The sequence below is a fragment of the Paenibacillus sp. WLX2291 genome, assembly GCF_046603665.1.
Classification (GTDB): Bacteria; Bacillota; Bacilli; order Paenibacillales; family Paenibacillaceae; genus Saccharibacillus.
On record NZ_CP176755.1, the window covers coordinates 292,367 to 316,362 of the forward strand.

The following is a 23,996-nucleotide window of genomic DNA, read 5'->3' on the forward strand; positions in this document are numbered from 1 at the left end:
TACAGGCATTGTATAGTATAATGGAAAGACAGCCTTTCACGGGCAGTAGCGCTTCAAGCGCGCAATCTCTCTCCTTTACACTATAAAAGCTGCCAGGCAAGCAAACAATGAAAGGAATCTGATGATTCTGTCATTGAGCCTTCGCCAGGAAGGCGCTATGCTGACATGGCAGTGTATTTGTTGTGGAATGAGAATCTACTGGAAAGTGAGCGATGATCCCATGCCGGACATTATTAAAGTGATTGTAGATACCGCCGGCCAGGAAGGCCATGGTTCTTTTATTTATTTGGAAACTCATAAACCGATTCTGATCGGACGTCATACAGGCAGCGCGCAGACGGATCTGCCGCTGTATAACCAGCTCGTATCCAAGCAGCATTGTGTGCTCAAGCGTATCCATAACGACATCTACGTCGAAGACCTCGGCAGCAAAAATGGCACCGAGCTGAACGGTCAGCGTCTGCAACCTTACCAGTCGCGCCGAATTGGGGATGGCGATCAGTTAACGCTGGTGAACGGATTGGTCACACTGCATCTGGAACGAGGTACTGATCTGGAAGAAACGCGCGAGTACCGAGTGAGCGATCTGCTGGAGCATGAAGTACGTCTGAACGATTATTTGCAAAATATTCAGGTAGGCGGCGACAGCATTACGCTATCCAAAAAGGAATATCAGTTGTTCAAGCTGCTGTACAATTGTCTGGATCATTTTGTGACTCGTGAGCAGATTGTACGCGAAGTCTGGCCGGAGCGTTGTGTCGATGATGCAGAGCTGGTCGGTGTGGACGAAGTGAACTCCTTGATCTATCGAACAAATAAAAAGCTGGGCGACCATTTTACGATTCGTTCGGTTTACAAAAAAGGGGTATATATGAAGAAGCAGGATCAGAGCGAAGCACTAGATCGCCATACTTCCTCCTAAGGAACGGAACAGCTATCAGAACATCGACGATTGCTGGATCGTGAGCATACGGCAAGCCATTCAAACATAAGGGGGATCACGATGACGCTATTGCTTTCCTTTTTGAAGAAATACAGGGTTGCGGCAATACTGGCGCTGCTCATGATGCTGATTGAGCTGACGCTGGAATTGCTGCAACCTTTTCTGATCTCCAAAATCATTGATGACGGCGTGAGTGAGCGCCATATTCCTACCGTTCTATTATGGGGCGGCATTCTGACCGGCGGAACGATTATTGCGTTTATCGCCGGTATTTTTAGCTCTTTTTATGCGGCATATGCTAGTCAGGGGCTAGGCTATGATCTGCGGGAGGCGTTGTATCGCAAGGTGCAGTCCTTTTCGTATAGTCTGTTCAATCGGTTTGCTACGTCATCGCTTATTACGAGATTGACGAACGATGTGACCATTTTGCAGGATATGCTGTTTATGGGGCTGCGCTTTATGCTGCGGATTCCACTGCTCGTCGTTGGCAGCAGCATTATGGCGCTAGTTGTTAACGTGAAGCTTGGACTGCTGCTCGTGGTAGGCATACCTGTGCTACTGGTTTTTGTAATCGCCATCATGAAGCGGGCAGCGATTTCGTTTGAAAAGGTACAGCGGCGATTGGACAAGGTCAACAATGTGATGCAGGAAAATCTGACCGGGATGCGGCTCATTCGTGTATTCGTGCGAAGACAGCATGAACGGAATCGATTTGAGCAGCAGAGCGGGGCACTGATGAATGATACAGTATCCGCGCTGCGGCTGACGGAGACGACGATGCCGTTTATTTTGTTCGTCATGAATGTCAGCATTATCGCTGTATTATGGTTTGGACATCGGGATATTCTGTCTGGTAGTACGTCAGTCGGTGAAGTGGTAGCGATTATTAACTATTCGATGCGTACGATGGGGGCGTTGTCGGCATTTTCGATGATCGTGGCGGCATTCTCGCGTGCGCGCGCTTCGGCAGGTCGGATGGATGAAGTGATGAGTTCCACGGAGGAGCAGGCAGGTCAGATGCTGGATATACAGCAGGAGGATGAGGGGGCAATAGCTTCCGATGTTCGTGCAGCAGTGCATCCAGACGCACATAACGGTAACGGGCAAGTTGATCAAACTGCTATGGCAATCGTTGATGATCCTGCGGCAATGGTACATATCGAGCCAGTCGTTGAAACCGTTCAGGAGCGCGACATGACAAGCGGTGCTGCACTGGAATTCCGGCATGTTCAATTCCGTTACCCTGATACTGACCGCGATATATTGAAGGATATTTCATTTACTGCCAACCGCGGTGTTACGACAGCGATTATGGGCGCGACCGGATCGGGCAAATCGTCGCTGATGCAGCTTATTATGCGACTGTATGAAGTGCAGCAAGGTCAGGTGCTGGTCAATCATCAGGATGTGAGCCAGATGAACGAAGTGTCTCTGCGTAGCATGATCGGTTATGTGCCGCAGGAAATTGTGCTATTTACCGGCACGATTCGCGACAATATCGCTTGGGGCAATGAACATGCCAGTTCCGAAGAGATTGAGCAGGCAGCGCGTATTGCCCAGATTCACGATACAATCCTTCATTTGCCGAACGGTTATAATACCCGGCTCGGTCAGCGCGGCGTGAATCTGTCAGGCGGGCAAAAGCAGCGCCTGTCCATCGCCCGCGCATTGGTGCGCAAGTCGAGCATTCTACTGCTAGATGACAGCACAAGTGCGCTGGATGTACGAACCGAAGCCCGCTTGTTAGAAGGGCTGGCAACCTTATCGTGTACGACCATTCTCATTACACAGAAGATTAGCTCTACGATACGCGCGGATAAAGTATTGCTGTTGCAGGATGGCAAACGGATCGCTGAAGGCGGTCATGAGCAGCTGTTACAGCATTCCGAATTGTACCGCCGCATTTACGCATCCCAGTTTGGAGAGGAGGAGTTGCAGCATGTGGAAGGCATTCATTGATCCGTTTCGCGTTGCTAGACCGCCAACGCTTGCTGCGCGCGAGCAGGAGGATACCCCGTCGTCAGACCATTCCGCTGTCACATCCAACAAGAAGCGTGCCAAGAACTGGCGCGGCACCTTATCTCGCATCTGGACGTATCTGGCAGAGCGTCGATTGAAGTTGTTTATGGTGCTGTTTATGGTACTGCTGACATCGGGTTTCACCCTGCTTGGTCCATATCTGGTTGGGATTGCGATTGACGATTTTCTGGAACGCGAAGGCGGTCAGCTATGGATCTGGTTTCTCGTCGGATTGGGTGTTGTGTATCTGTTGAATTCGATCACCTCATGGCTGCAAAATGTCTGGATGATCGAGATCGCGCAGGAAACGGTATATCGGATGCGCTCCGATCTGTTTGCCCATTTGCATCGACTGCCGATTCCGTTCTTCGGTAAACGCCAGCAAGGTGAGCTGATGAGCCGCGTTACGAACGATATTGAAAATGTAAGTGCGACACTCAATAGTTCGGCGATCCAGATTTTCTCCAGTGTGCTAACACTTGTCGGAACACTTGTTGTGATGCTATTGCTCAGTCCGCTGCTGACGCTGCTGACCTTTATCGTGGTGCCGCTGATGGCATTCGGTATGCGCTGGATTACGCGGCGTACCGGTCCACTGTTCCGTGAGCGGCAGCGCAATTTGGGTGAGCTGAATGGTTATATTGAAGAAACGCTGTCCGGCGAAAAGATTATTAAGGCGTTTGGACGCGAGCAGCAGGTAATCGACGAGTTTGCGGAACGCAATGATCGCATCCGCTTCTCCGGTTTCTGGGCGCAGACGATCTCTGGTCTCATTCCGAAGCTGATGAACGGATTGAACAATTTGAGCTTTGCGCTCATTGCCGGAGTTGGTGGCTTGTTAGCGATCAAAGGCAGTATCACGGTCGGCGTGATCGTCATTTTCGTGGAATATGCGCGTCAGTTTACCCGTCCGCTGAATGATCTGGCGAACCAGTGGAATACGCTGTTATCAGCGATTGCCGGGGCAGAGCGTGTATTCGAGATTATGGATGAAGATATTGAGGAAGCGGATGAGCAGCAGGCATCCGAAGTGACACAGATTACGGGCAAAGTAGAATTCCGCGATGTATCGTTTGCGTACGATACTGGTGAAGGCGGCGACACGTTGCAGCATATTTCATTCCAAGCGGAGCCGGGCGAGATGATTGCGCTGGTCGGACCGACTGGCGCAGGCAAGACGACACTCATTCAGCTCATTTCTCGCTTTTACGATGCGGATCAGGGGCAGGTTCTGATTGACGGACAGGATATTCGCAACTTGCGCCGTGCCAGTTTGCGGCAGCATATGGCGTTTGTCTTACAGGATTCGTTTCTATTTGAAGGTACGGTGATGGATAATATCCGTTATGGTCGATTGGAAGCGACGGATGATGAGGTGCGGCAGGCAGCCGAGCTAGCGAATGCACATTCGTTTATCCAGCGATTACCGGATGGATATGAACAAGTATTGAGCCGAGATGGCGGCGGTATCAGTCAGGGGCAGCGCCAATTGCTGACGATTGCTCGCGCGATGCTGGCTGATCCGGCGATTCTCGTACTGGATGAAGCGACCAGCAGTATCGACACAGTGACCGAGATTCGGATTCAGGAAGGATTGCAGCGGTTGATGGAAGGACGTACGAGCTTTGTAATCGCGCACCGACTGAATACGATCCGGTCAGCAGATCAGATTCTAGTATTGCAGGACGGGCAGATTCTGGAGCATGGATCGCATGATCAATTGCTGGAGCAGGGCGGCTTTTACAGTGAGTTGTTCCATAGTCAGTTGAAGGTGTCGTCTTGAGTCGCAATCCGATGTATAAAAAAGACCTTTTCCACTAACGGAAAAGGTCTTTTATGTATCCTGCGTAGGTTTCTGTTCTATTCATAGTTGCTTCTGCAAGACTGTTTTGTTGCTAACGTCGATGGAGAGATTAGCGTTTGCTCAGATCTAGTGGATGGTACGGTGGTGGTTGTACAGATGGCGCGTTAGTCTCTCTCTGACGCGTGGACTGCGGATTGTTACGAATCCTTTCCAGCTGCTGCAAAATCTCCTGTTCCGTCTGCGTGTTCAATTGGCGAACCATACGCGGAATCATGAACAGATCAACCAAGATCCAGATAAACAGTGGCACTCCGGCAATACACATAATAGTCAGTCCCACAAACGTAACATTGCTAGATGGATCGAATCCCGAGCTAATAAGCAAGGTGAAATAGCCAAGCAGTGCGACAACAAACAAAACAAGCTGAGTGACAGCAGTGGCTGTCCGGCGCAAATAAAAACGATGCACACCAAGATGACCGCCGATCAACATGATGTAAGCTAGCGCAAGCGACTTTTCCCGGGGGCGCATTTCCGAGTTAAGCAGCATTAGCTCCTGTGGAGATAGTTCGTATCGTGTCAGCATCTCTTAGTAGTTATAATCCGATGAAATAGGCTTTTGAATTAGAATCTGATCAATAACATTGCTCTCTACATAAGCATTGCGCTCTTTCACCCATGTATGCAGCAAGAACGCATCCACGATCCACCATATCGATGTAACAATAGCGCCGACCAAAGTTAACGTCAGAATCAGTTGTGTAACGGCTGTACCAATTTTGCCCATGTAGAAGCGGTGTGCGCCGAATACACCTAGAAAATACCACAATACGTAAGCGACAACCATGTTCTTGCCGTACGTCTTCACTTCCGATTCCAACAACATCAGCTCGCGTGCGTCAAGCTGGCTTTTACGCTGGAGATTGTAATTCATACCCATAATACCTGTACCCCTCAATTCCTAAAAGTAGTAGTGTTTCCCAACAACAATCATATTTTAACAAGAATGTACATTTTAATCTACCGTATTATACGTGATATGGTAGGGCAGGTTTCTTTTTTGACATATAGAAATCGCCCGGCTTCAGCGGAAACCGGGCGATTTTACATTCATACATATATAGTACGCCAAATGATCAATTTTCGACGATAAACGTTTTGACAAAGGAGGGGCGTGGGAAGATGGACGGTTGCTGTACATCAATACCTTCCTCCGTATGACGCTTGCGGTGTGCATGACTGTATGCCTGCGATTCTTGCCACGCTTTGAACTGCTCCTCGCCATCCCACAGTGTCAAAATCACATACGTATCATCATCAAGCGGACGCAGCACACGAATGCCGACAAAGCCTGGTTCTTCCTCTACCTTACGCGCCCGATTCATAAACCGCTGCTCAAATGCAGAGCGACCATCCGCCGTTACCGGAATATGATTCAACACAGCAAAGCCACCACCGACAATGCCACTACTATCCAATACTTCATAGCTAAACGTATGCTCCGAGCGAATATCGACTGGCAAAATCTCGTCGATTTCCATCACATAGCGCGCATCGCCATCCTGATGCAGATGGATTACATCCGGTAAATGTGCTGCTTCTGGAAACTGCTCATGGATATTATGGGAGCTGATATACATGTACATGACATATTCCTCCAATAGGTTCGATACGATTCTGATAAAAACCTGATATTTGTACCTTAAAATAAATTTCACAGTTTATCAACGCAAAGGAACTGTTATTTACATAACCGGACTGCTGGTCTACTGAATCGTCTGTAAGTCATCTATCCAACACAACAGATATTATCTGCTCCAATACATTTATTTGAAAAGAGGTCATGGAGATGAAGCCACTTTTTCAGCCAGTCGGACAGTATATGGTACGCCTGCCCCTAAGCTCTGTTTCCAATGAGACAGATTCTATGAATAGGAGTGGAGCGGAGGAGCAATTGCAACAATGGTGCGGCGACCCGTTATTTCGCGAACAGATATTGATCGCTAGTCGCACATTGTATGACACGATGAATGTGTATATCAATCATCCAGAGAAGTTAAGTGGAAAAAAGAAGCGCAATTTTGTACAGGCGATGATGAAATATGCAGGACGGCGCGCTCATCGCACCACTCCGTTCGGTCTATTTACTGCTGTAGGTGTTGGGCAGTTTGAGGAGCACAACCAATGGACGTATGATCATCGTCACATCCGCAAATCGGCGCGCGTGGATCTGGAATGGTTATTTTTGTTAATCAAGCGTCTGGAGCAGGAGTGTAGTGTACAACTTGATTTTAAATTAAATCCAGCTTGTTATATCAAGGGAGATCGCGCGTACTTGCTGTATAGTCTGGACGGTCAGTCCGAAGATGTTCAGATTCGCGCGACGCCTGCCTTTCAGATTTTGTATGAGAATAGCCGGGCAGCGGCTTCCTTCCCTGCACTGGTGCAGACGTTGTTGAATTATTATCCCGATACATCGGCAGAACGCATCCAGCAGTATGTGCAGGAGATGGTCAATCAGGAGTTTCTCATTTCCAATCTGCGTCCTCCGCTGAATGTCAGTGATCAGTTTGCTTTTGCCATTCAACAAATGGAACGATGTCATCTGGATGCTGGAATCATTGCACAGCTTCAGCAGATTCAGCGTATGATCTGCGATTACAATGCGACGAAGCCGGGAGAAGGAGAAGCAGCCTATTTGCAGCTCGTAGATGCGATGCAGCATATCCAATCTTCATCCTCGCCGCTACAGATTGATACGAGCATGGATCATGACGAGCATACGTATTCGGGATTGGGTCTGAATCAGGAGCTAGCCGGGCAAATGGCACATCTGGCTTCTATGCTGGCTGCTGTAGCGATACCGCTTGAGCACAGACAAGGTTACTGGGAACAATACAAAAACAAATTTATCGAAGCATACGGCGTGGATCGCGAAGTCCCTTTGCTGGAAATGCTGGATACCGCTACTGGGATCGGGGCACCGTATTCGTATACTCATCCAGCGAATGATTATTTTGAGCAGATTCAGCCGGGTGAATATGTGACACCAGCATTCAAAAGTTTGCTGCTGCTCGATTATACGGAAGCGGTACAGAAGGGAATGCCGATCCAGTGGACGCGGCAGCATTTTGCAAAAGTTATCCATGCAGAGCCAGATCAAGGTGAAGTGCCGGTGTCGCTGGAATTGAACTTCCTGCTGCGTATGAGACAAGGGCAACCGCTGCTGTATTTGGGACCGAATATCGGTTCGAGACAGGCAGGCAAAACATTTGGACGATTTGCTCATCTATCGTCAGGCATGCATACGGTACTTACGCATATTCATGGTCATGAGCATAGAATACGCGGTCAGCAGGCAGAGCAGATGTGTGAACTTAGCTTTATTCCTCATCAGATTCGTTCTGGCAATGTGACGCGCAATGCCAGTGGACGCGCCAAGGAAATGGCTTTATTTACGAACAGTTCGCGCCGCACGGAAGATCAGGTAGGTATAGAGGATATCGGCATCGGTATACACGGCAATCGCTTTTATGCCCGACACCGAATAACGGGGGAGCTGCTCGTGTTTGGTGCGAACAATATGCTCAATCCGTTGATGACTACGAATGCGATTCGGTTTCTACAGGAAATGGAAGAGCATCGCCGCCGTAATTGGAGTTATTTTCCGTGGACAGACGTGTATAAAGCCTTCAAATATATACCGGAAATTCGCTATGAAGGTATTGTGCTGTCCGGTGAACAATGGCAGGTCAATCTGAATGATCTATATGAGCATGACAAGCCGGATGAGAATGAGTTTGCTGAACGATTTGAGCAATTCCGGCTACGATATCGTTTGCCGACAAGCTTTTATATTGCTAATTCGGATCATCGGCTGATCGTCGATACGCAGGATGAACGCTCCTTGCGCATGTTGTTCGCCGAGCTTCGCAAAGCGGGCAACCAGAATATTCAACTCGTCGCTCTGGAAGAAGGAGAACCGGCGATTCATGATGCGGAAGGACGCGGTTATGTTGCGGAAGTGGTCGTACCGCTCGTACGTATCGCAGAAGAGCAGCCGCAGTTCATTCAGCAGAAATTGTGCAGTATGGAGCTGGAACAGCAACGGTTGAAGATGCCGCTGGACGACTGGTTATACATCAAGTTGTATGGCAAACAGGCAAGAGAGGAAGAGCTGATTGCATTTGAGCTGCTGGACTTCTGCCGCGAACTGTCTGCCCATCTGCCGGTTCAGCATTTCTTTATGCGTTATATGGACCCCAAACCGCATCTCCGACTTCGGTTTGCCGCTGATTCCGCTACGTTGTTAACGATGTTACCGGATGTGCTGGATTGGTTGAAAGGGCTGAAGCAGCAAGGATTGATTGCGGATTATACGATCGCTTCGTATGATCGCGAATTGGAGCGTTATGGTGGTGTTGCTGCTATTCAAGCGGCAGAGCGACTGTTCGGTGCAGACAGCTTTGTCGTTGAATCGATATTACGCGGAAGACGCTTAAAACAGTTGAACATGGAGATAGACACGATTGCGATAATCTCCATCATTCGTCTGCTACAGCAATTGAATCTGAATCCGCAACAGCAGCTCGATATTCTGAGCCGTCAAGGTATGACGAATAGCGAATATCGTCAGGAATTTAAGCAGCAGGCAGCGTACTATACGGGGCTTTGCGATCCCGCGGATTACTGGCAGCGTCTCAGTGCAGAAGATGGAGGCAAGGAACTGCTAGATCTGCTTGCGCTTCGGGATGCACATGCGCACGAATATGCACACTATTTGCAGGGCGATATACCGCTGACTGCACATCCGGCTGATATGATCGGCAGCGTACTTCATCTGCATTGCAACCGTCTGCTCGGCACGGATCGCGAACAGGAACGCCGGGTGCTGGCATTGACGGCGCATACGCTTCATGCTCTGCATAGCCGCAATCGGGAAGGACATCTGTCATGGAAGTAAAAGAAACCTTTCGGCTGCATGATTTGTTGTTTACGCTACGCCAGCTTCCGCGAACGTTGCAGCTTGTATTTCGATTGGAAGGCAGACTGTTTACCGTCATTGCCGTACTTAGCTTGATTACGGGATTGGCACCGATTGCTACGCTGTATATTTCCCAAGAACTGATCAACTCTCTCGTGCATATCCAGTCAGGGCTTCAGCCGATCTTATGGCTGTTTGCCACGTATATCGTAGTCACCTTGATCTCGGAATTGATCTCGCAGACGATGGACTTTTACAATACGCGCTTTCAATTCAGTATGAATTACAAATTGAACTATATGATTATGGAGAAAAGTGGACGTCTGGCACTGGAGGACTTTGAGAATCCAGAAGTATACGATCGGTTGGAGCGCATCACGCGCGAGATTTCGTACAAACCGTTTCAGATTTTTCAGTCGTTTATTGCCATGATTACCGCTGCGGTCACATTAGTATCAGCGATTCTCTTCCTGATGACCTGGAATTGGTTTATCGCAGTACTGTTGCTGCTTGTGCCGGTATTGTCGCTGTTTTATTTTCTACGGATTGGTCAGCAGGAATTTTTCATCCAGTGGAAACGGACAGGCGAGGAACGTAGAGCGTGGTATCTGAATTACATTTTGACGCATGATTTCTCATTCAAAGAAGTGAAGCTTTATGGGTTGAAGGGGTATATTCTGGATCATTATTTGCGGATCAAACGCAAATTTTTGGAGCAGGATACCGCTGTGCTGCGGCGCAAGACGGCATTCAATATTATGTACGAGATCATTGTGCAGATCGTTGGTGCGGCTGTGATTCTGATGGCGATTCTGTCCGCTTATGCAGGTCGGATTATGGTCGGTAATGTGCTGAGCTGCATTCGTTCTGTCGGTATGGTGCAGAGCAATTCGCAGGCGATCATTAATCAGATCTATGCGATCTATAACAGCAATCTGTATATGAATCAGCTGTTTGAGTTTTTGGAATATCGGGAGGAAGTGATCCCTGAACATCTGCAAGCAGGTGAATATACGGAAGCTATCCATTCGATTGCAATTGAACATGTGAGCTTTGCCTATCCGGGCAGTGCACAGCGCAGTCTGGAGAATATTAGTCTTACGTTTCGGGCGGGTGAGCGAGTGGCGATTGTAGGGCCGAATGGTTCAGGCAAAAGCACACTGATCAAATTGCTATCCGGTTTATATCGCTTGCAGCACGGAAGTATTCAGATCAACGGTCATTCCATAGAGCATATTCATCCAGCTGACTACAGCAATCAACTGGCAGTATTGTTTCAGGATTATATGAAATACGAGATGACGCTTCAGGAAAATATAGGCTTCGGTCAGGTCAATCGTATGCACGATACGGATCAGATGAAATCTACGCTGGAGCGGATGCAGGCTCATTTTGTCAAAGAGCATGGTGATTACAATCTGAATATGCAGCTCGGATTATGGTTTGACGAAGGACGCCAGCTATCCGGTGGACAATGGCAAAAGATTGCACTTGCGCGCACGTATTTCCGCGACGCTTCGGTCTATATTTTGGATGAACCGAGTGCAGCGCTTGATCCTATCGCAGAAAAAGATACATTCGATACCTTTTTCCGACTGTCTCGGCAAAAGATCGGTATTTTTATCTCGCATCGGCTTATAGCCGCGCAACAGGCTCACCGGATTATCGTGATGGATCAGGGACGCATTGTAGGTGAAGGCGTGCATGAACAGCTATTGCGAGATTGTCCAGTATACCGGCAAATGTATGAATCGGAAAATTACGAGATCGATATGGGAGGCGAAGCCGAATGGAAACAAGTGCAATAAGTGCAACCGGCTTGCCGATCGTTGACCGGATCAAGCAGATCGCGCTAAATATGCAAGATTATGACCGCTTACTGGATGTGGTTACTCATCCGCATAATGATTTGCAGATTGGCAATGAACGCATAAGCCCATGGAATGTTACGTCATTGAGTCACGGGATTCCGGGCATCTGTATGTTATACGCTGAATTGCATGCTCATTTTCCAGAAGAAGGCTGGGATCAGAAAGGGCATCATTATTTATCCATTCTGGTGCAGCATATTGCCAGAGAAGGAATTCATAGCCCGTCTTTATTTTCAGGGGCTGCTGGCATTGGTCTGGCTACTGTCTGTTTATCGCAAAATGGGCAGTTGTACGGCAAGTTTATTCAGCGGATTCATGATTACTTGCTCGTTCACGTTCCTGTCATGCTGGACAATGCCAGAACAGGCGGTGTGCGTAGCGGAGATTATGATGTGATCGAAGGATTGAGCGGCATCGCTGCCTATCTGTTATGGTTCCGGCAAGATGAGCAGATTCGTCCATTGCTGGAACAGGTGGTCGATTATTTGATTGAACTGGCACAGCCGATCAGATGGGGGCACCAATCCATACCCGGCTGGCATATTCCAGCTGCTCATCAGTTTAGCGAGAGCGAGAGTCAACAATATCCAGACGGTAATTTCAATCTTGGTCTGTCTCACGGGATTCCGGGTCCACTGCTGGTCTTATGCAAAGCATGGCAGCAGGGCGTTCGGAGAGCGAACCAGCTCGAAGCGATCCGTGATATGGGAGCGTTCGTGATTCGATTTGCCAGTACGGATCAACAGGGTCATCTATTCTGGAAAGGCTGCATTGGCATGGATGAATTCCAACAGGGGAGAGCGCATGAGCAGACTGAATTTCGGCGTGATGCGTGGTGTTATGGCAGTCCCGGTGTATGTGTAGCACTTTGGCATGCGGGCGAGGTGCTGTCACGAGCGGAGTGGAAGCAACTGGCGCTGGATACATTTCAGCACACGCTGGAGGAGATCCATCATATCTATTCGCCAACCTTTTGCCATGGATTTGCGGGTATCGCCCAGATCGCGAGCCAATTCCAGCAATGGAGCGGATCGCCATTTATGCAGACGCATATTGATCGACTCAAACATACTATGATGGAACATGATAATCCACAATATGTATTTGGATTTTGCAATCTGGAGCATTTTGAGCATAGAGGCATGACTGCTGTGCAATATACCGGATTGCTGGACGGCACAACTGGAACCGCGCTGACATTGCTGCATCTGGAATTAGGGCAGCGTACACCGTGGCAACAGGCATTTTTGTTATAGGGAAAGGAAGTGGAAGTTTTAATTTTACCAATTTGGAAAAATATATAACTTAAATCCATATTCTGATAAAATCCTGATATTTGCCGTATACAATGAACTCATCCCAAAGAGAGGAGTGAGTATCATGGCAAAATTCGATGATTTCGATCTGGATCTGGTGAAAAACCCGCAGCAATCTTCGCTGCAAGTGGAGCCGCAATGGAAAAGCAAAAGTTTCTGTACACCGGGCTGTGTAACAGGTGTATTGCAAACATGTTTTATCCAAACTGCGACTTGCAACTGTCATATCAGTAAGTAATCAAACGGGCCGTATACATACGTACACTATAAATTCAGGGCACGGCCTGTGTATGAAATGATTGCAAGCGGGGGACGAGAGCTACCTTTAGGGTAAGCGGCGTGCTCCGCTTTTTTTATATGGATTGAGATCGGCTATTCATCAAGGAGGCGAAGAAATGAGATCAGTCAAAGTGATATCTTCCGTCGTTTGTATGCTGCTCGTTGTTGTATCTACGGGATGTCAGAGTCTGGATCAATTCAAGAAAAAGGTAATCACTGAAACGGAGAAAACAGCCAGCTATACGGTTGATCCCGATGTGGAGCTTGTGACTATGGCACAATTGATAGATGAAGGGCGTTCGGATTGCTTTGTATTTAACGGCGAGGTATATCAGATGCAGCATGAGGTGAAGTCGGATCAAGTCGGACGCGCACTGGGATCGGTAGGGGAAATGTATATGGTAGATCAATATGGCAAACGGTGGAGCAAGCAGGAGTTGAAGCAACCGTATGTCTATGCAAATCCGCAAGATGTTCGCGAAAAACATCCCCTGCAATATGGAGTCGTTTATCAGCTCAAGTCGACTTCAGCTCATTCTGATCAAGAATCGGTCATTATTCGTTTCAATCATCAATATATGCTAGCTATCAAATCTGAACTATAGAGGATGGATCATATGAGTGAATACATGTTGGAAACACACAAGATCTCCAAAACGTTCGGGCGTGAAATGGCTGTTGCCGATGTCAGTCTGCAAGTTCGTCGCAATAGCATATACGGTCTGCTCGGACCGAATGGCGCTGGCAAATCAACAACCCTCAAAATGCTGACGGGGTTGGTATCGCCCACTTCCGGTAACATTGTGTTTGATAATCATCCGTGGAGCCGCCGCGATCTGAGTTCCATTGGAGCGTTAATCGAATCGCCACCACTCTATGCGAACCTGACAGCGCGCGAGAATCTGAAAGTGCACAGCATTTTGTTAGGGCTAGATGATCAACGCATTACTGAAGTGCTGGATATGGTGACATTGAGCCATACGGGTCGTAAACGAGCAGGGCAATTTTCGATGGGGATGAAACAGCGACTCGGAATCGCGATCGCCTTACTCAATCATCCACAACTGCTTATTCTGGATGAACCGACCAACGGTCTGGACCCGATTGGCATTCAGGAGCTACGTGAATTGATTCGTTCATTTCCGCAAGCAGGCATGACGGTGATTTTATCCAGTCATATTTTGTCCGAAGTGGAGTTGATTGCTGATCATATCGGTATTATCAACAATGGCAAACTCGGATATCAGGGCGAGATTCACCCGGATGATGATCTGGAGCAGCTATTTATGGATGTTGTACAGGCAGATCGTATAACGGAAGGGGTGACAGGATGATTCGTTATGTGCGCGCAGAGCACCTCAAGTTCAAGAAGTCCTTTTCACGTAAATTGCTGCTGGTTGTGCCTATATTGGTGCTGCTATTTTCCTTTTTCATGAATCCGATGTATACGGTGACGAATACGTTTAACTGGTGGTCGATTTTCTTTCTACCGCTAGTTATTGCGTTGTTGAGCGGGTTGTCTCATCAGAAAGAGCAACGGTCGATCGGTTACAATCGTATCTTTTCGTTGCCAGTATCTCTGGCGAACGTGTGGTATGCCAAAGTGATCGTAATTGCAGGCTACACGCTGTGTATGTTGCTCTTTTTTGAATTGATATTGATGCTGTTTCAACTGGTTATGCCCATTGGAGGGCAATTGTCGAATACATTGCTGGCGGCAGGGTTGTTGTGGCTCGGAACGTTGTGGCAGATTCCATTGTGCTTATGGCTGGCACGCAAATGGGGGTTGGTCACTGCTCTGCTGGTGAACGCGGTAGGCGGAATTGGATTAGGTACGTATGTTGCGCCATTGCCGGTATGGTGGGTCAATCCGTGGAGCTGGTCGATTCGTATGATGTGCCCGACAATTGGTGTTCATCCGAATGGAGTACCGCTTGTTCCGGGCGATGCACTGTGGAATGTAGATGTGATTGCTATTGGAGTGCCGCTAGCGCTTGTTCTATTTGGGCTGATGCTCGTCTGGACGGGCAAGGTATTCGCAGGGGTGCCGCGTTCAGCTTCTATTGCAACGGAGGTGAGTTGAGATGATAGCGGTCTGGCGTTGTCTGCATGCGGACTGGTACAAAGTGAAACGCACGCCTTTTGTCTGGATGCATGTGGGCTTACCGCTGATCTGGACGATTGTCTATGTGCTGTATATGCAAGGGAGAACATACACGATGGTCAATGTGTATACAGGCTATATGGAAGTGCTAGGTGCGATGCTGCCTCTGCTATCGGGAATCATTTGCGGCATGGTCGCTATGCAAGAGGAACAGGCAGGTCATTTTCAAAATGTATTGACTCGTACTCGTATCAAAGAAACCGGGTATGCCAGCAAGCTGCTGCTCGTCTGGGGCTGTGGCAGTCTGTCGATTATTCTGTCGGTATTGTTACTTGGTTGCGGCATATCGCTGTCACTGGATATCGGTCAGGTGCCATATGCTACATTTCTGCTAGGTGCGGTCTATTTGTTGCTCACTAGTGCTATACTGTATGTAATCCAGTTATGGGTAAGTTTTACATTCGGTATCGGAGCGTCTATTTTGCTAGGCGGTTCGGGTACGTTGATTGCTGCTATTATGATTACCGGTCTGGGCGATCACATCTGGCACTACATTCCGTGGGCATGGGGCGTACGCATGACTGACAGTATCGCTTTGCTGCATATGGACACATTGACCGAAGCGGTGCAGTCTTATCTGAAACAGGATATGGCAACGGGATGGTTATGGGTGATTGCTGTCAGCATCGTGACTTTATTAGGCAGTCTGTTGTGGTTCCGTCATTGGGAAGGAAGCCGGACGTACGAGTGAGTAGAACTGGAGACCGATTACGAGGCAGGAGTGATGGTCGTGTTCAAAATACTGGCGATTGATGATGATCGCGATATTCTTGCGCTGATTTGTAATATTTTGCAGTTGGATCAGCATCTGGTCAGCGTTCGTGATCAGGTTCATCAACTGACGATTGAGGATGTGCAGGGATATGATTTGATTTTGCTTGATGTGATGATGCCGCAACTCAATGGATTTGATTTTTGCCATACGATTCGAGATGCGGTAGATTGTCCGATCTTATTTTTGACGGCACGTTCGGAAGAGGAAGCTATCGTACAAGGGCTGATGACCGGAGCCGATGATTATATTACGAAACCGTTTGGCGTGAAGGAATTGAGAGCGCGGGTGAATGCACATTTGCGGCGTGAGAAACGGGAGAAACGACCGTCTCGTCAGCAGATTGGTGCATTTACGTTTGATTTTGATCTCCGGCAAATCTGGATTGGCGATATGCAGCTACATGTGACCAAAAATGAATACAAAATATGCGAATGTCTGGCTCGCAATCGTCATCATGTGTTTACAAGGGAAGAGATTTACGAAGAAATCTACGGGATGGACGGCAATGCGCTATATTCGACCATTACTGAATTTATCCGGTCGATCCGTAAAAAATGCAAAGAACATGACAGGATGCCAATTACGACCGTCTGGGGTGTTGGATACCGGTGGGAATAAACATACATAAACGTAAAACAACCTTGCGCCGAGAATTGTTTAAATACTTGATTGCGCTGGGGCTTAGTTTTGTTCTGGTCATTGGTCTATATCTTGCACTCACCACCTTTGCCATTCGCGCTGGCTGGGTCTTCCCCGCCAATTACAACGAACAACTCATCAAGCAGGGAGAATCTATCATACGTGAAGCTCCAGAAGTTCGCGAAGATATGTTGCCGCTTGGCTCCAAATACGTCGTTCTGGATAAACAGAGCCATGCTGTATTGTATGGCAATATGGATGATGCGGAGACCAAGCTTGCGAGTCAACTCGTTAGCGGGCAATCCCCGGCGTATTACGGGCAGCAAGTGTATACGCTGATCGAGCGTCCCAACGACTACTGTGTACTGCTATCCGATCTGCGTCCGCAATTCAGCTCGCCCTATTTACGCAGTCATCTACCCAATTACGAATGGACAGGCAATGTGCTGCTGGGGCTATCGATCTTGAGCATCTCGTTTCTGGTTACGACGATCTTTGCCAGACGATTTCAAAATAGTCTGAAAACTTTAACCCGAATCACTCGTCATATTCAAAATCAAAATCTGGATTTTGCCGAGAAGAAATCGGGCATTAAGGAATTTGACGATGTGGCGCAGGCGCTAATCGAAATGAAGGATGCGTTGCAGCAATCGCTAGAAACGCAGTGGAAAATGGAACAGACCAAGCAGGAGCAGATTGCGGCGCTTGCTCATGATATCAAAATTCCAGTCACCATTATTCGCGGCAATGCCGAATTGCTCAGCTTATCAGAGCAAAATCAGGAACAGGATATGTACACCCGTTACATTCTGAATGCTAGTGACAAAATTGATCAGCATGTGCGCATTCTGATTATGATGTCGCGCACCGGCAGCAATTTGACCCTTCATAAGGAACATGTGGTGATTCAAGAGTGGTTGAAGGAACTGCTGAGCGATACTCGTGCATACGCAGGCTGTAAGCATATTCAGATTGAGCAGCAGGCGCAATGCACCGATATGGTAGTGCCGCTGGATAAGCAGCTATTTCACCGGGCATTGATGAATATTATTGCTAATGCACTGGATCATACACCAGAAGGTGCCAGCATGCACATCCATGTGCATTGTGATCGCCATGGATTAACGATGGTCATTACGGATAGCGGTCCAGGCTTCACACCCGAAGCACTGGAAAAGGCGACGGAACTCTTTTATAGAGGGGACAAAGGTAGAAATGCAGACGGTCATTACGGCATGGGACTGACCTTTGCCGAATATGTGATCAAGCTGCATCATGGATCGCTACAATTGCAAAACGATCTACAGGGCGGAGGCGGACAAGTAACGATTCGAATGCCCGGCATATCGGAACAAACGCCACCTACACCGACCGTCAATCATTGAGACGTGTAAGGCGCAGACATGATCGGTTGAAATAAACGACACCCTTCAGCTCCTTCTTAACGTATCTATATAGGAACACGATCGCTGTTGATTCAGCCGTGCTGGATTGACGTAATAGTATGTGGGATTGGGAAGTGTTGTGCTATACTATTGCACATCCGGCCACATGCAGGCCGACGTGGAGTGAAGCGCTGGAGGAGGAAACTTATGAATTCGAGGTATTTGGCGAGTATTTCGCTTGCGGTTATGGCAGCCGGTTTTATTGGGACGCTGTTTTTGCCGCAGACGACACTCGTTTTGCTGATTCAGGGCGGCTTTGAAGCCGGGCTGGTCGGCGGGATTGCCGATTGGTTTGCGGTGACCGCGTTGTTCCGGCATCCGCTTGGATTGCCGATCCCGCATACATCGTTGTTGACTCGCAATCGGGAGAAGATTATCCGCTCGCTCATCTCAGCGATGGAGAATGAACTGCTGAACAAAGAAAGTATTGAAAATAAACTGCAACAGTTCAAGCTGTTTCCGTTTGCATTGTCAGCCATTACCCGCCAGCTGGGCAAAAAGACCGTGCGGCGTGAGATTGTTAGTCTGGTGATCCCAACGGTACAGCGGTTAGACCTGGAGCCGATTGCTCGTTCGGTATCATCCGGGCTGGTCGATTATATGCACAAAGCTAATTTACAGGCGGCTGGCAACAAAGTGTTGACCCATCTGCTGAATGAGCGCTATGACGAGAAAACGCTCGATTATATGCTCAAGCAAGTGCACAGCTGGGCAGCACGTCCACAAAACCGCGACAAACTCGGCAAAATTGCACTGGAGCAGCTGGAGAACATCAATCTGGGCGGGTTCAAAGGCTTTGCCTTTCAGGCGTTCGCGGGCATGATTAATGAAGATACCGTAGGTGGTATTTTACAAAATGCTCTGATGTCTGCCGTCGATAACTTGCAGCGTTCAGATAATGAATATCGCGAATCACTGCTGCGTGAGCTGCGTATCCAGATGTTCCAAGTCGTCGATGATGAAGAGACATGGTTCAAAGTCAAACATTGGGCAGACGAAATGCTGCAAGGCGAAGCAGCGCAAGCGTTCATCATGGAGCGCCTTGAAGAGGTGCGCGGTATGGCAGTGAATATGCTGGAACGCGAACGCGATACCGGCGGCAAGCATCTGTTCAAAATGTACCGCTCGCTCATTCGTGAGTTAGGTCGTGACCCAGAGAAAGTACATGCGTGGGAGGAACGTCTGCGCAGCGGTATTATTAGCGCCGTCAGCCGCAACCATTATCGTCTCGGTCAACTGGTCAAAGAAAATCTGGATCAGATGGACAACGAGACATTGGTACACATGCTGGAGGAGAAGGTCGGTCAAGATTTGCAGTGGATTCGCGTCAATGGCGCACTCTGCGGCTTTATCGTCGGTCTGATTCTGTCAGCGATTCATCTGTTTTTGGTATAATATAGTTTTGATAAAGATAGCGTTATCGTTTTTAAAATGACTATGATAAAATTAGATTGCTTTTCATCTCAAATCAATAAAGAATGGAGTGATAGTATGGAATATAATTATATACCAACCACAGATAAGCGTCGTTATATCAGTGGACTGCATTCTTTAAATTTGGACGTTGGCGATAATACAAATAGCGATTGGCATTTTGCTAATTATTGGCTAATAAAAAATAAACCTATTGAATTATTTGGTGTTGGAAGTAAAGCAGACACTACACCTATATTTGGGAATCAAGGTGTGGAAAATCGTGCATATTCTCTACGTCGTTATGGTATTGAAGTAAGTAAGGTTTATATTGCCGATCATACTCGAGCTTTTGTTGATTTGGTATATCGTACCCTGAAATCTACAGGTCGTATCGGCTATGCTAAAGGAATGAAAGATGAAATATTTAATAATATTGAGCAAGTAAACCAAGTTTTTGACATGTTAGTCAAGTTGTTGCCTTATTTAAATGAAGATTCCAAGGAGGTTCTGGATGAGTGGTTATCTAGAGAATTTAGATCTTTCTATAAATCCAGAAAGTTTGGAGAAATACAAAGTTGAGCGAATACACGTCATCGGTAAAATTCTGGCTGCAATTAATAGTAGTAAGGACGCTGATAATTTTGCACTAAAAGGTGGTACAGGACTATTATTTTGTCATGGTTTAAACAGGTTTAGTGAAGACATCGATCTTGATGCTATAAGACCAGTAAACCTTATTAAGCTTATTGAAAACACCTTGAAAAATGAAGGTTTTACATGTTCTATTCGGGTTGCTAAGAATACAGAAACTGTAACCCGGTACATGATTAATTATGGCAGTGTTAGCGATCAACCGTACCCTTTAAAAATAGAAATAAGTTACCGTGAAAAAAAAATGTTATCTCGAGGAATATTCAAACCTATCTTTATCAAGGGTATTCGTACGTATTCCATGGATCATTTATTAAACACAAAGTTTGCTGCATTCTCGAATAGAGAAAAAGCTCGAGATTTTTATGATCTATCTTGGATGTTAGATCATCATCCGCAATTGTTTGATGCCCGTTTAGCTACTCAGCTTTTACAAATAATTGCGTATAAAGATCCTGATAGTTTAGAAGAACTTTTAAAAGAAGAATATATTAATGACCATATACTCACAAAAATTGATACTACGTCATTGGTTATTAATTTTATCGAAAAGCTTGAAGTTATTGCGTCTACTGATAATTCTGAAAAAAAGCATTAATCAAAGTTAATTTGGCTATGTATGAGGTAAAGCATTCTATCTTTGAATTTATGATAGAGTGCTTTACCTTTTACTATTTATTGATCCAAAATGGAAAAACCGCGGAATACGAGCGATTCGTATGGCTTCAATTGGGCAGGTTGTTGAGAGATCGCAGCGCGTGCCACATCGCGCGAATGATCGCCGTGTGTACATAAGATCAGCTCTGACGATTCGAGACGATCAATCAACTCCTGTGGCAATTGCAGCTCCGCTTCAGAGCGCGAGAAGTTCAAGATGATTAGCCAGTGCTCATCGTGCCATTCGCGTGTATAAGCGAAGATCTGATCGTGTTCGGACATGATGCAATCGTATTTGCCATATAACAAAGCCGAACTTTTGCGGCGGATATGGATTAGTTTACGGTACATAGTCAAGATCGAATCGGGATCATCTTCTTGCCGCTGGACGTTAATATATTCCTTGTTGGGATTCACCTGCATCCATGGCTTTTGCGCTGAGAAGTCGGCATATTGACTATCATCCCATTGCATCGGGGTGCGTGCATTATCGCGAGCTTTGGGGCGAATGCGCTTCATTACCTGTTCCGGGTCCTCGCCGTACTTGGTAGTCATTAGATCGTAATAGACGCGTGCCTGCTGTTCGGTCACATCATCAATCGTATGCAGATGAGACGCATTGGTCATACCAATCTCATCCCCTTGATAAATGTATGGTGTGCCGCGCAACGTCAATTGAAAAATGCCCAGCATTTTCGCAGATTCGACGCGGTAACGTCCTTCATCACCGAGATAGGCAACGAGACGAGGGTGATCGTGATTACTCAGATATGTGCCCATCCAGCCTTCCCCGTACAGATCTTTTTGCCACTTGGCGACAATTTCCTTTAACTCGTGCAGATCCCATGATTTGCTTTTCCACATGTCCTTCGGATCGTCGCAGATTTTGGATGCTTCGATCATCAAGACCATGTTCAGCTCTTCGCGCGCGGGGTGCGTGTATTCTTTCACTTCTTCCAGCGTTACGTCGGAAGCTTCGCCTGTTGTGAAGATATTATAATGGGAAAAGACTTCGGTATACATCTCATGCAAATATTCGTGAATATGCGGACCATTTTTATAAAACTCTGACGAGTTCGCCTGCATTTTTTCCGTATCGGTGGCAGGTGGGAAGCTGGTATCTTTGGAAATGGAATTGACCGCATCGATCCGGTAACCATCCATCCCCATATCCAGCCAGAAACGCATCGCTCTATGCATATCTTTGCGCACATTGGGATTATCCCAATTCAAATCCGGCTGTTTGATACCGTAGGAATGTAGATAATATTGTCCGGTTTGTTCATCCAGATGCCACATCGAATCGCCGAGAAACGATGTCCAATTGTTGGGCGGTCCGCCATCTGGTGCTGGATCACGCCAGAAATAATAGTCCCGGTACTTGTTATCACGCGAGGAACGAGATTCTTTGAACCACGGATGTTCATCTGAGGTATGGTTAATTACCAGATCCATAATCATGCGCATATTACGTTCATGCAGTTCGTGCAAGAGCTGCTTCCAATCATCCATCGTGCCGTATTCGGGATTGATGCCGTAATGATCGGTAATATCGTACCCATAATCGGCATTCGGAGACGGATAAACGGGAGGAAGCCAGATTATATCGATGCCCAGATCCTGAAGATAATCAAGCTTGGAGAGGATGCCCGGAATATCGCCGATGCCATCGTTGTTGCTGTCTTTGAAGCTGCGGGGGTATACTTCGTAAATAACACTTTCTTTCCAGAATTCGGGCTTCATGATTTTTTTCATAATCCTGCTCCTATCGGAAATAAATAGTATGACCGGATTGTATATGTGTACCGGGTATGCTGTGTAAAAGGAAGTTCCTGTTCTTTTTAATACCCGTAACTGGCTTGCCGAAATCCGGCAGTTATAAAAAGATGAATGTTTATTACTCATCAGTAATATGATGATCCAAGTGGAACATCAATATTTGCGCAATACGACAGATGCGAGCGATACGTAGCGGCAACTTTGCGGTTATATAATAGACAGATAGCATGGGAAGGATGATCATCATGGACAAACCGGAAGTACTACCATCCGGTCAGGGCTGGAAATGGTACCACTTGGATGACAGTCAGCATTTGATTGAGCATGAGGATTTTGACGAGCGAATCAATGCCTGGGCTTCGGAAAGTCTGCTGTGCAGGCATAATCATATATCGACTATTTCCTATGTAGATGGGCAAAATGCGATGAATGGCACGCTTATTGCGCGCTTGACGGACGAGCCGGGTGACGGCTGGATTTTCCATTATTACGTAGATGGAGATAGGCTAATCACCGTTGGCAATACCGATTGGCTGGAAAATAAGATTAGCGGTAGAGCGTGGGAAGAATATGTACTGGAACAAGGACAGCCGATCGAAGGATTTATTTTTGTGATCAATTCCTTCATTCGTGCCTTATTCGCGCGGATGGATGAGATCGAGCTGTATCTGATGAAGATTGAGAATCGGATGCAGGGCAACAATGGCAGTCGTTTGCTCAAAGAAATTATTGATCTGCGCAACCAGTTAACCCGCTGGAATCTACATACGATTGCGCTCAAGGAAATCGAGTATGCGATCGAGGAGACGTTTCCCGATACACACGACAATTCCAACACCTGCCGTATTATGCGCATCTATATGAATCGGATTCGAATGCTTCAGCAAAATTACGAGCATGAGATTGATTCCCTGCTCAAAGTCGATGACAATATCGGCAACTATCGCTCCAACATGATCATGCGTACATTGACTGTCTTCACCGTGCTGCTGACCCCGATGACCGCACTCGGCGCCATCTGGGGTATGAATTTCAAAAACATGCCGGAACTGGACTGGTCATGGGGCTATGCTGGAGCGCTCGGTCTGATCGCTATCACCACACTACTCACGTATGGATGGCTAAAACGAACCGGTCTGACCGACGACATTTTGCGCATTGATCTGAAGCAGGAAGAACATGACGATGACAAATGAATACGCATAGGATCCGCTTTGTCGCCAGTATTGTCACAAGCTGCGCAGTAGCGGATGG

The 23,996-nt window shown here is 47.2% G+C and carries 21 protein-coding genes; 17 read left to right on the top strand and 4 right to left on the bottom strand.

Annotated features, from left to right (window positions below; all coding sequences use genetic code 11):
- The first annotated feature begins 157 nt into the window (after nucleotides 1–157).
- From ACDE64_RS01235 to ACDE64_RS01245, 3 genes are all read left to right on the top strand, one after another.
- The gene (locus ACDE64_RS01235) at nucleotides 158–922 is read left to right on the top strand and encodes an FHA domain-containing protein (protein ID WP_411344742.1); all 765 of its coding nucleotides are present in this window, start codon (nucleotides 158–160) and stop codon (nucleotides 920–922) included.
- 81 nt (nucleotides 923–1,003) lie between these two features.
- Nucleotides 1,004–2,902, top strand: a complete 1,899-nt coding sequence (locus ACDE64_RS01240) for an ABC transporter ATP-binding protein (protein ID WP_411348728.1) — start codon at nucleotides 1,004–1,006, stop codon at nucleotides 2,900–2,902.
- On the top strand, nucleotides 2,883–4,745 hold the full coding sequence (locus tag ACDE64_RS01245) for an ABC transporter ATP-binding protein (protein ID WP_411348729.1): 1,863 nt from the start codon (nucleotides 2,883–2,885) through the stop codon (nucleotides 4,743–4,745). Before ACDE64_RS01240 ends, ACDE64_RS01245 begins: the two co-directional genes overlap by 20 nt.
- Before the next feature lie 130 nt (nucleotides 4,746–4,875).
- Here the strand turns inward: ACDE64_RS01245 and ACDE64_RS01250 are convergent, their stop codons facing one another.
- From ACDE64_RS01250 to ACDE64_RS01260, 3 genes are all read right to left on the bottom strand, one after another.
- On the bottom strand, nucleotides 4,876–5,316 hold the full coding sequence (locus ACDE64_RS01250) for a TM2 domain-containing protein (protein WP_411348730.1): 441 nt from the start codon (nucleotides 5,314–5,316) through the stop codon (nucleotides 4,876–4,878).
- Between the two features lie 39 nt (nucleotides 5,317–5,355).
- Nucleotides 5,356–5,706 (bottom strand): TM2 domain-containing protein, encoded by a 351-nt coding sequence (locus ACDE64_RS01255; protein ID WP_411344746.1) that lies wholly within the window; start codon nucleotides 5,704–5,706, stop codon nucleotides 5,356–5,358.
- A 196-nt stretch (nucleotides 5,707–5,902) separates the two neighbouring features.
- Nucleotides 5,903–6,412 carry an antibiotic biosynthesis monooxygenase family protein gene (locus ACDE64_RS01260; RefSeq protein ID WP_411348731.1) on the bottom strand — a complete coding sequence of 170 codons (510 nt, stop codon included), beginning with the start codon at nucleotides 6,410–6,412 and terminating at the stop codon, nucleotides 5,903–5,905.
- A gap of 203 nt (nucleotides 6,413–6,615) precedes the next feature.
- Between ACDE64_RS01260 and ACDE64_RS01265 the strand changes: the two genes are divergently transcribed.
- The 13 genes from ACDE64_RS01265 (at nucleotide 6,616) to ACDE64_RS01325 (ending at nucleotide 20,904) form a co-directional block, all read left to right on the top strand.
- A complete protein-coding gene (locus ACDE64_RS01265; protein ID WP_411348732.1) occupies nucleotides 6,616–9,729 on the top strand; it encodes a lantibiotic dehydratase in 3,114 nt (1,037 codons plus the stop codon).
- Complete coding sequence (locus ACDE64_RS01270) at nucleotides 9,720–11,558, top strand: ABC transporter ATP-binding protein (RefSeq protein ID WP_411348733.1); 1,839 nt, start codon at nucleotides 9,720–9,722, stop codon at nucleotides 11,556–11,558. Before ACDE64_RS01265 ends, ACDE64_RS01270 begins: the two co-directional genes overlap by 10 nt.
- On the top strand, nucleotides 11,540–12,877 hold the full coding sequence (locus ACDE64_RS01275) for a lanthionine synthetase C family protein (RefSeq protein ID WP_411348734.1): 1,338 nt from the start codon (nucleotides 11,540–11,542) through the stop codon (nucleotides 12,875–12,877). The genes ACDE64_RS01270 and ACDE64_RS01275 overlap by 19 nt, the downstream gene beginning before the upstream one ends.
- Nucleotides 12,878–13,001: 124 nt before the next feature.
- Nucleotides 13,002–13,175: a gallidermin/nisin family lantibiotic gene (locus ACDE64_RS01280; RefSeq protein ID WP_188774481.1), complete on the top strand. Its 174-nt coding sequence runs from the start codon at nucleotides 13,002–13,004 to the stop codon at nucleotides 13,173–13,175.
- Between the two features lie 157 nt (nucleotides 13,176–13,332).
- The gene (locus ACDE64_RS01285) at nucleotides 13,333–13,821 is read left to right on the top strand and encodes a NisI/SpaI family lantibiotic immunity lipoprotein (RefSeq protein ID WP_411348735.1); all 489 of its coding nucleotides are present in this window, start codon (nucleotides 13,333–13,335) and stop codon (nucleotides 13,819–13,821) included.
- A 12-nt stretch (nucleotides 13,822–13,833) separates the two neighbouring features.
- Nucleotides 13,834–14,550 carry a lantibiotic protection ABC transporter ATP-binding protein gene (locus tag ACDE64_RS01290; protein WP_411348736.1) on the top strand — a complete coding sequence of 239 codons (717 nt, stop codon included), beginning with the start codon at nucleotides 13,834–13,836 and terminating at the stop codon, nucleotides 14,548–14,550.
- Nucleotides 14,547–15,299: a lantibiotic immunity ABC transporter MutE/EpiE family permease subunit gene (locus tag ACDE64_RS01295; RefSeq protein ID WP_411348737.1), complete on the top strand. Its 753-nt coding sequence runs from the start codon at nucleotides 14,547–14,549 to the stop codon at nucleotides 15,297–15,299. Before ACDE64_RS01290 ends, ACDE64_RS01295 begins: the two co-directional genes overlap by 4 nt.
- Nucleotide 15,300: 1 nt before the next feature.
- Nucleotides 15,301–16,071 (top strand): lantibiotic immunity ABC transporter MutG family permease subunit, encoded by a 771-nt coding sequence (locus ACDE64_RS01300; protein WP_411348738.1) that lies wholly within the window; start codon nucleotides 15,301–15,303, stop codon nucleotides 16,069–16,071.
- 39 nt (nucleotides 16,072–16,110) lie between these two features.
- Nucleotides 16,111–16,773 (top strand): response regulator transcription factor, encoded by a 663-nt coding sequence (locus ACDE64_RS01305; RefSeq protein WP_411348739.1) that lies wholly within the window; start codon nucleotides 16,111–16,113, stop codon nucleotides 16,771–16,773.
- Nucleotides 16,764–18,179: a sensor histidine kinase gene (locus ACDE64_RS01310; protein WP_411348740.1), complete on the top strand. Its 1,416-nt coding sequence runs from the start codon at nucleotides 16,764–16,766 to the stop codon at nucleotides 18,177–18,179. The genes ACDE64_RS01305 and ACDE64_RS01310 overlap by 10 nt, the downstream gene beginning before the upstream one ends.
- A gap of 207 nt (nucleotides 18,180–18,386) precedes the next feature.
- Nucleotides 18,387–19,634: a DUF445 domain-containing protein gene (locus ACDE64_RS01315; RefSeq protein ID WP_411348741.1), complete on the top strand. Its 1,248-nt coding sequence runs from the start codon at nucleotides 18,387–18,389 to the stop codon at nucleotides 19,632–19,634.
- A 96-nt stretch (nucleotides 19,635–19,730) separates the two neighbouring features.
- On the top strand, nucleotides 19,731–20,234 hold the full coding sequence (locus ACDE64_RS01320) for a hypothetical protein (protein WP_411344758.1): 504 nt from the start codon (nucleotides 19,731–19,733) through the stop codon (nucleotides 20,232–20,234).
- Entirely contained in the window at nucleotides 20,167–20,904 is a 738-nt protein-coding gene (locus ACDE64_RS01325) for a nucleotidyl transferase AbiEii/AbiGii toxin family protein (RefSeq protein ID WP_411344759.1), read from the top strand. The genes ACDE64_RS01320 and ACDE64_RS01325 overlap by 68 nt, the downstream gene beginning before the upstream one ends.
- Before the next feature lie 77 nt (nucleotides 20,905–20,981).
- Here ACDE64_RS01325 and ACDE64_RS01330 read toward each other — a convergent pair whose 3' ends face one another.
- Nucleotides 20,982–22,718, bottom strand: a complete 1,737-nt coding sequence (locus tag ACDE64_RS01330) for a glycoside hydrolase family 13 protein (protein ID WP_411348742.1) — start codon at nucleotides 22,716–22,718, stop codon at nucleotides 20,982–20,984.
- A 269-nt stretch (nucleotides 22,719–22,987) separates the two neighbouring features.
- Here ACDE64_RS01330 and ACDE64_RS01335 point away from each other — a divergent pair, with 269 nt between their 5' ends.
- Complete coding sequence (locus ACDE64_RS01335) at nucleotides 22,988–23,938, top strand: CorA family divalent cation transporter (protein ID WP_411348743.1); 951 nt, start codon at nucleotides 22,988–22,990, stop codon at nucleotides 23,936–23,938.
- Nucleotides 23,939–23,996 lie beyond the last annotated feature (58 nt).

Excerpts from the sequence above, each read along its gene's own strand:
- ACDE64_RS01270 (WP_411348733.1), top strand. The coding sequence starts at position 9,720 with ATGGAAGTAAAAGAAACCTTTCGGCTGCATGATTTGTTGTTTACGCTA.
- ACDE64_RS01280 (WP_188774481.1), top strand. The coding sequence starts at position 13,002 with ATGGCAAAATTCGATGATTTCGATCTGGATCTGGTGAAAAACCCGCAG.
- ACDE64_RS01265 (WP_411348732.1), top strand. The coding sequence starts at position 6,616 with ATGAAGCCACTTTTTCAGCCAGTCGGACAGTATATGGTACGCCTGCCC.
- ACDE64_RS01300 (WP_411348738.1), top strand. The coding sequence starts at position 15,301 with ATGATAGCGGTCTGGCGTTGTCTGCATGCGGACTGGTACAAAGTGAAA.
- ACDE64_RS01315 (WP_411348741.1), top strand. The coding sequence starts at position 18,387 with ATGAATTCGAGGTATTTGGCGAGTATTTCGCTTGCGGTTATGGCAGCC.
- ACDE64_RS01320 (WP_411344758.1), top strand. The coding sequence starts at position 19,731 with ATGGAATATAATTATATACCAACCACAGATAAGCGTCGTTATATCAGT.
- ACDE64_RS01260 (WP_411348731.1), bottom strand. The coding sequence starts at position 6,412 with ATGTACATGTATATCAGCTCCCATAATATCCATGAGCAGTTTCCAGAA.
- ACDE64_RS01290 (WP_411348736.1), top strand. The coding sequence starts at position 13,834 with ATGAGTGAATACATGTTGGAAACACACAAGATCTCCAAAACGTTCGGG.
- ACDE64_RS01240 (WP_411348728.1), top strand. The coding sequence starts at position 1,004 with ATGACGCTATTGCTTTCCTTTTTGAAGAAATACAGGGTTGCGGCAATA.
- ACDE64_RS01250 (WP_411348730.1), bottom strand. The coding sequence starts at position 5,316 with ATGCTGCTTAACTCGGAAATGCGCCCCCGGGAAAAGTCGCTTGCGCTA.
- ACDE64_RS01235 (WP_411344742.1), top strand. The coding sequence starts at position 158 with ATGCTGACATGGCAGTGTATTTGTTGTGGAATGAGAATCTACTGGAAA.
- ACDE64_RS01325 (WP_411344759.1), top strand. The coding sequence starts at position 20,167 with ATGAGTGGTTATCTAGAGAATTTAGATCTTTCTATAAATCCAGAAAGT.
- ACDE64_RS01335 (WP_411348743.1), top strand. The coding sequence starts at position 22,988 with ATGGACAAACCGGAAGTACTACCATCCGGTCAGGGCTGGAAATGGTAC.
- ACDE64_RS01285 (WP_411348735.1), top strand. The coding sequence starts at position 13,333 with ATGAGATCAGTCAAAGTGATATCTTCCGTCGTTTGTATGCTGCTCGTT.
- ACDE64_RS01295 (WP_411348737.1), top strand. The coding sequence starts at position 14,547 with ATGATTCGTTATGTGCGCGCAGAGCACCTCAAGTTCAAGAAGTCCTTT.
- ACDE64_RS01330 (WP_411348742.1), bottom strand. The coding sequence starts at position 22,718 with ATGAAAAAAATCATGAAGCCCGAATTCTGGAAAGAAAGTGTTATTTAC.
- ACDE64_RS01255 (WP_411344746.1), bottom strand. The coding sequence starts at position 5,706 with ATGGGTATGAATTACAATCTCCAGCGTAAAAGCCAGCTTGACGCACGC.
- ACDE64_RS01275 (WP_411348734.1), top strand. The coding sequence starts at position 11,540 with ATGGAAACAAGTGCAATAAGTGCAACCGGCTTGCCGATCGTTGACCGG.
- ACDE64_RS01245 (WP_411348729.1), top strand. The coding sequence starts at position 2,883 with ATGTGGAAGGCATTCATTGATCCGTTTCGCGTTGCTAGACCGCCAACG.